Below are 6529 nucleotides of genomic sequence, written 5' to 3' on the forward strand. Positions count from 1 at the left end.
TGGCCCTCAAGCTGCTGCGTCCTCGCGACGTGCTGGGTGGCAGCAGCCACGACGAGCAGGGCCGCTTCCTGCGTGAGGCCCAGGCCATGGCGCGCCTGAGCCACCCGAACGTGGTGGCCGTGTACGATGCCGGCACTCTGGAGACCGGCTCGCTCTTCATCGCCATGGAGCACGTGGAGGGCCAGACGCTGCGGCGCTGGCAGAAGGAGCAGCGCTCCTGGCGCGAGGTGCTCGAGAAGTACCTGGCCGCGGGGCGGGGGCTCGCGGCGGCCCACGCGGCGGGCCTTGTCCACCGCGACTTCAAGCCGGACAACGTGCTGGTGGGGCGCGACGAGCGCGCCCGCGTCACGGACTTCGGCCTGGCGAGGCTCGAGGCGTCCTTGCTCCCCGCCGAGAACGAGGAGTCGGAGCTCCCGTCCGGTTCCCTGCCCTCCCAGGCGCTGGAGACGCCCATCACCGAGCCGGGCAACTTGATGGGGACTCCGCGCTACATGGCCCCCGAGCAGCTCCGAGGCCAGCGGGCCGACGCGCGCAGCGATCTGTACTCCTTCTGTGTGTCCCTCTACGAGGGCCTCTACGGCGAGCGTCCCTTCCAAGGGAAGACCGTCGCCGAGCTGCGAAGGGCCCAGCGCCAGGGAGTGACGCCTCCCGCGAGCTCCGAGGTGCCCGCGTGGCTGGCGCGCACGGTGCTCCAGGGACTGCAAGTTGACCCGGCCCAGCGCACCGCCTCCATGGCCGCGCTCCTGGCGGAGCTGGAAGACGATCCGGAGGTGAAGCGGCGCGCGTGGCTGCGGAGGAGCTCCGTGGCCAGCGTGACGCTGGCGCTGGCGGTGCTGGCCGTCTGGGGCTGGGCGCGCCAGCAGGTGCAGGTGTGCGGCCAGCTGGAGCAGCGGCTGGCCGGAGTGTGGGACGCGTCGATCCAGGCCAGGGTCGAGCAGGCACTGCTGGGCACGAACCTGGCCTACGCGCGGGACACCGCCGAGCGCGTCACGGCGGCACTGGACGGGTACGCGGGCGCATGGGTGAAGCAACGGACAGAGCTGTGCCTGAACACGAGCCGTGAGGGGAGTGCCCAGGCCCAGGGGCTGGCGGTGCTCGAGGAGTCCTGCTTGGAGCGACGGCGCAGCCAGCTGCGTGCACTGACGGAGCTGCTCTCGCAGGGCCCGGATCCGGCGCTCGTGAGCAAGGCCGTGCCGGCGGTGCAGGCGCTGCCTCCTCTGGAATACTGCGCGGACACCAAGGCGCTCACCGCGGCCGTGCCTCCGCCAGAGCAGCCCGAGGTGCGCGCGAAGGTGGAGGCGCTCCAGCAGCAGGTGGATCGGCTGGAGGCCCTGTTCGACGGCGGCAAGTACAAGGAGGGGCTGGCCCTGGCGGAGACGTTGCTGCCCCAGGTGGAGCCGGTGGGGTACGCGCCGTTGCTTGCCCGCACCTTGTTCGTGTCGGCCCGGCTGAAAGAGGGCTCAGGTGACTTCCCGGGCTCGGAGGCGCGGCTGCGGCAGGCCATGAGGGAGGCGGCGCGAGGCAAGGACATGTTCCAGCTGGCCCGAGCCGCGAGCACGCTGATCATGCTGGTGGGCTACCGCGAGGGGCGTCACGAGGAGGCTCTGCTGATGCGGCCCATGGCGGAGAACCTCGCCGAGGCGGCGGATGACGAGCGGCTCCGCGCCTCCGAGCTCAACAACTACGGCGCCGTGCTCTCGGAGCTGGGCCGGCACGAGGAGGCCCTGCAAGCGTGGCAGCACGTGCTGGCCCTGCGGGAGAAGGCGGTGGGCCCCGAGCACCTCGACGTGGCCTCCGTGGTCAACAACCTGGGCTTGATGTTCTGGAAGATGGGGAGGTTCGAGCCGGCGCGTGAGCAGCTCTCACGCTCCCTGGCGCTGCGGGAGAAGATCCTCGGCCCCGAGCACCCCCAGGTGGCCGCCTCGTTCAACAACCTGGGCCTGGTGCTGTGGAAGATGGGCCGGCTCGAGGAGTCCCGTGAGCTGCAGGCCCGCGCGCTGGTCCTGAGGGAGAAGGTGCTGGGCCCCGAGCATCCGGATGTGGCCGCTTCGCTCACCAACCTGGGGCTCGTCTTCAATGAGCTGGGCCGGTACGAGGAGGCGAAGGAGGCCCACACGCGCGTGCTGGCACTGTGGGAGAAGACGCTGGGCCCTGAGCACCCGGATGTGGCCCTCGCGCTCAACAACCTGGGCGTCGTCTACGAGTCACTGGGGAAGTACGAGGAGTCCCAGCGAGCCCATGAGCGCGCCCTGGCGCTGCGGCAGAAAGTGCTGGGGCCCACACACCCCGAAGTGGCCAACTCGCTGAGCAACCTGGCCACTGCGCTGCGCCGCCAGGGAAGGTACGCAGAGGCCCGGGAGAAGTACACGCGCTCGCTGGCCCTGCACGAGAAGGGGGTGGGCCCCACGCACCCGGATCTCGCGTTTCCTTTGTTCGGGCTGAGCCGACTCTTGCTGGAGACAGACAAGCCGGCGGAGGCGCTCCCGCTCATCGAGCGCGCGCTGAAGCTGGCGCCGGAGAACATGCGCGCGGAGGGCCAGTTCACGCAGGCCCAGGCCCTCTGGGAGACGCACGGCGACCGCGAGCGTGCCCTGGCGCTGGCCACCCAGGTGCGGGAGGCCTGGCTCAGCGTGGGCCGGAAGTCCGACGCCGAGCAGGTCTCGAAGTGGCTGGAGGAGCGCACGCACCCCTCGCCAGCCCCGCGCAAGCCAGGGCCCCCTCTCCCTGGCAAGAAGAAGCGCCCGAGGCGCTGAGGGCCTTGCCTGTCAGGCGCAGGTGAACGACCAGCGGCAGTTGTTGGACGCGCACTCGCGATTGGCCGAGCACGCCGCGCCACGGCTCTTCTTGGTCTGGCACTTGCCAGAGTTCAGGCCCCAGCCGCAGTACTGGTTGCTGGCGCAGTGCGAGTCGCTATCGCACAAGCACGTGCCCGTGGGGTTGGCATAGCAGTCCGCGCCGCACCGATCCGAGGTGCACTCGCGGTCCGCCTTGCACGCCTGGCCCACGGCCTTCGAGCGCGGCGTGTAGCACCAGCCCGTCAGGTTCGCGCAGCCACCGCACGCCCCGGACTGGCACTGCCCGTCCCGGCTGCACGAGTCCCAGTTCGCCTTCTTCGCCACGCAGTCGTTGTCACCCGGCCCCGGCAGCTCCTCCTGGCAGTAGCGCGCGCTGCCGCAGTCCCCGTCGTCATTGCACACGCACCGGCCGTCGAAGGTGGAGCACAGCACCGAGGTGCACTGGTCGCTGATGCACTCCGCGTCGAAGCGGCACCCCTGCCCCAGCACCTTCGTGTCTGGCGCATAGGCCGCGCCGCACACCGTGGGGAACTGGGCCTCGCGCGAGTCGCGGGAGACGTAGGCTGCCACGCCGGTGGTGTCGAGGTCGGCCGCCGGATCCGCCATGCCCGAGCGCGCCGAGCTCGCCCGCTCCCACATGCGGATGAACGTCTCCGCCGAGCTCTCCAGCCCCGCGGTGTTCACCCCCAGGTTCTTCAAGTCCCTCAGCAGGTCCGGCAGCAGGCCAATGTGCGCCAGGCCGTTCTCGTCGAACTCCGTGCCCAGCCGGCCCGTTCCGGAGAGCGACTGCTGGTAGGCCTGCAGGTCCGCCTCCGCCTGGAACGTCGCCGAGCAGGCCCCGTTCGCCCCGAAGCGCGGCCGCGTCTGCTGGATGAAGCCGTTGAGATCCGCGCCGAAGGCCATGGGGACCTTCAAGCCCTGGCGGCCGAACTCGTACGCCTGGGCCAGCGAGCGCGTGGAGCCATGGCAGTTGTTGGCGACCGTCGTCCGCGTGTACGTGCGCGCCTCGTCGTGCGCCGTGCGCAGGCCGAAGATGCCGCCCGTCTGCCGCAGGTAGCGCACCATCCACGCCGGCGTCGTCTTCTCGTCATCCGCCAGCTTCGGGTTCATCACCTCGCGGAAGTGCCCGTGGGAGATCATCAGCGGGTAGTACGTGTTGGCCTGCGCGAGGGCGAACGTGTCCTGCGCGGTGCGCTCGGACATGTGCGCCATGTCCACGAGCATCCCCTTGGCCATCATCGCCTGGATCAGCGACCGGCCCTCCGCCGTCAGCCCCTTCACGTTGCGGCAGGCCGAGTTCACGTCGAAGCCCAGCGTGAAGGAGCCCGTCGTCACCCCGCAGTCGAAGTCGATGTGGCAGTTCTCCAGGAACTGGGCCGCCTGGAAGATGGCGTTGTGCGGCGCCGCGCCCGCGAAGCGGTTGTCCAGCTGGTGCACGGGCTGCAACGAGCGCACGCCCAGGCTGTAGAAGCGGTCCAGCTCCGTACGCCAGTCCCGGGTGCCGAACAGCTTGCTCGTCTCGATGGAGAGCACCATCGCCAGCTTGCCAGCGGAGATGATCTGCCGCGCGTGCGCTGGGGTGAGGGCGATCTCCGCCCAGTCGGTGCGCGCATCGAAGGCGCGGGCCATCTGCAGCTGCACCTCGATGTCCGTCATCTCGTCACAGGGCCGCTTGATGTTCTGGTACGGCAGCGCATTGCAGAGGAAGCCGTTGCTCACCAGGGAGACCATCACCAGCGACATGCCGCCCTGGTGCGCCTTGCGCAGCCAGCCCTCCCACGACTGCTGGTGGGCGATGGTGTCCCAGCGCGGCCACTGCGTGGGCACGTCTCGCCGGCCCAGGTGCAGGCCCGTGTCGCCCTGCGTCCCATCCATCTTCCCGATGAACTCCGAGCCCACCGCGCCGCCAATGCCGAACAGCCCCGCGAGCAGCGGGTTGGTGCTCAGATCCACTCCGCCCGAGTTCGGGCACAGGTTCAGCAGGTTGCTCAGGTCCATGCGAACCCGGGCGTGGCTGCTCTCGGGCATGCCGCCGTCACAGCGCGCGAGCGTGCCGGTGTGGCTGCCATGGAACCACCCGCCGGCGAAGGCCTGCTCCGCGAACATGTGGTGGTGCAGCTCCGCGAAGCCCGGCACGGCCAGCCCCTGCTCGACCTGAGTGGGCTCGGACGAAGCCTCCTCCTCTGTGGGGACACAGCCGTGGAGGAGGGCGAGCGTGAGCCCGAGGCTCAGCAGGTGGGGACGGCTGACACGGGGAAGTCGCTGCATGCGCGAACTCCTGCTTTGACGGGGAGTGAACCTTCCTCATACCCCTCCCCTCCCCCCCCCGCGCAAGCCCCTGGGCGGCACTCAGGTCCCGAAAACGCCAGCGGCCGGCGCTCGGAGTCCGAGCACCGGCCCGCCAGCCGAGGACCGCTCAGGCGGCCCGTCACCTCGAGGCGTCGCGCCTTACCAGGGGCAGTTGACGACGTTCACGGTGCGCGTCACGGGCGCGGCGCTGTTGCCTCCGCTGTCCGTCACGTCATAGCGCAGCGTGTACGTGCCCGCGGCCCAGCCGTTCACGGAGCCCGTCACCCGCACCGTGGGGGACACGTTGCCGTAGCACGCATCCAGCGCCTCGACGCCGGGATCCACGAACTGGCTGCCGCATGTGTGGGTCATCTGCGCGGCGCCGTTCAGCCGGAGCGAGGGAGCCGTGGTGTCGTTCACGTGCACCGTGCGAAGGGCGCTCACCGTGCCGCCCGTCGTGCTCCAGGCGAGGTACTGCACCGAGTAGGAGCCCTCGGCGCCCGTGTTGGGGCCCGGGCCGTACGCGTCACTGCCTGAGTTGTAGCGGTGCACCTCCAGCGAGCCGCACGCGTCCGTCGCCCGGGCACCCGGATCCGTCCAGGTGCTCAGCCCGCACTCCAGCATCACCGCGCTGGCGCCGTTGAGCGTGAGGACAGGCACGTTCGGCTGCACGTCACAGAGCTCCGGCTCCACGTAGTGCACCTCGAGCTTCGGGCGCTTGTTCGCGTCCGCCACCTCTCGCGAGTAGTAGTTCGTGATGTAGCCAGGCGAGCTCAGACGCACGCTCAGCTTCTTGTCCCCATTGAGCTCGGACCGCGCGGTGGCGGCCAGCGCAGGCGACTCATTCACGCCGAGCGAATCCACATAGCGGTAGTCGTACCAGAGCCACCAGTACCCGAGCTGGCTACCGGAGATGGCCGGCTGGTTGTTCCAGGTGATGTCCCCCTCACTCCACGAGTCGTTCTGCACCAGGTGCGTGTACACGTTGCCGTCCCCGCCCCATGCATAGCCTGTGTACGCCATCGCCTGGAGCTTGACCGAGGAGATCCGCGCGTGGGCAGGCAGCGTGCTCAGATCGAAGCGCAGGTAGGCATGCTCCTGCTGGGAGGGGTGGTACCAGGCCGGGCCCACCGAGAAGTCCGTCGCGGAGCCGAAGTTGCTGTTCGGCTGCGAGGCGATCACCTTCGCGTCCGCCACCGGCTCGAGCACCTGAACGAAGTCATAGGTGACGATGAGCTTGGGGCGCTTGTTCGCGTCCACCACCTCTCGCGAGTGGTAGACGGTGTACGAGCCATCCGAGCCCAACCACACACTGAGCTTCTTGTCCCCGCCCAGCTCATTCTGTACCGCGGTGGCCAGCGCCGGATCCGCGTTGACGGCCAGGCCGGGCGACGAGATATCCCAGAACCCCAGCGCGGTAGAGATGGCCGGCCTGTTGACATAGG

The 6529-nt window shown here is 69.7% G+C and carries 3 protein-coding genes; 1 reads left to right on the forward strand and 2 read right to left on the reverse strand.

Going from position 1 to position 6529, the window contains the following annotated elements:
* The coding region (locus VD972_RS22370; protein ID WP_324990188.1) for a tetratricopeptide repeat protein at nt 1-2753 on the forward strand (2753 nt) is incomplete at its 5' end.
* Between the two features lie 12 nt (nt 2754-2765).
* On the opposite strand, the gene VD972_RS22375 is transcribed toward VD972_RS22370, so the two are convergent.
* A complete protein-coding gene (locus VD972_RS22375; RefSeq protein WP_324990190.1) occupies nt 2766-5063 on the reverse strand; it encodes a membrane dipeptidase in 2298 nt (765 codons plus the stop codon).
* 180 nt (nt 5064-5243) lie between these two features.
* A partial coding sequence (locus tag VD972_RS22380; RefSeq protein ID WP_324990192.1) for an immunoglobulin-like domain-containing protein occupies nt 5244-6529 on the reverse strand: 1286 nt, incomplete at its 5' end.

This window comes from Hyalangium sp. (genome assembly GCF_035629615.1).
Classification (GTDB): Bacteria; Myxococcota; Myxococcia; order Myxococcales; family Myxococcaceae; genus Hyalangium.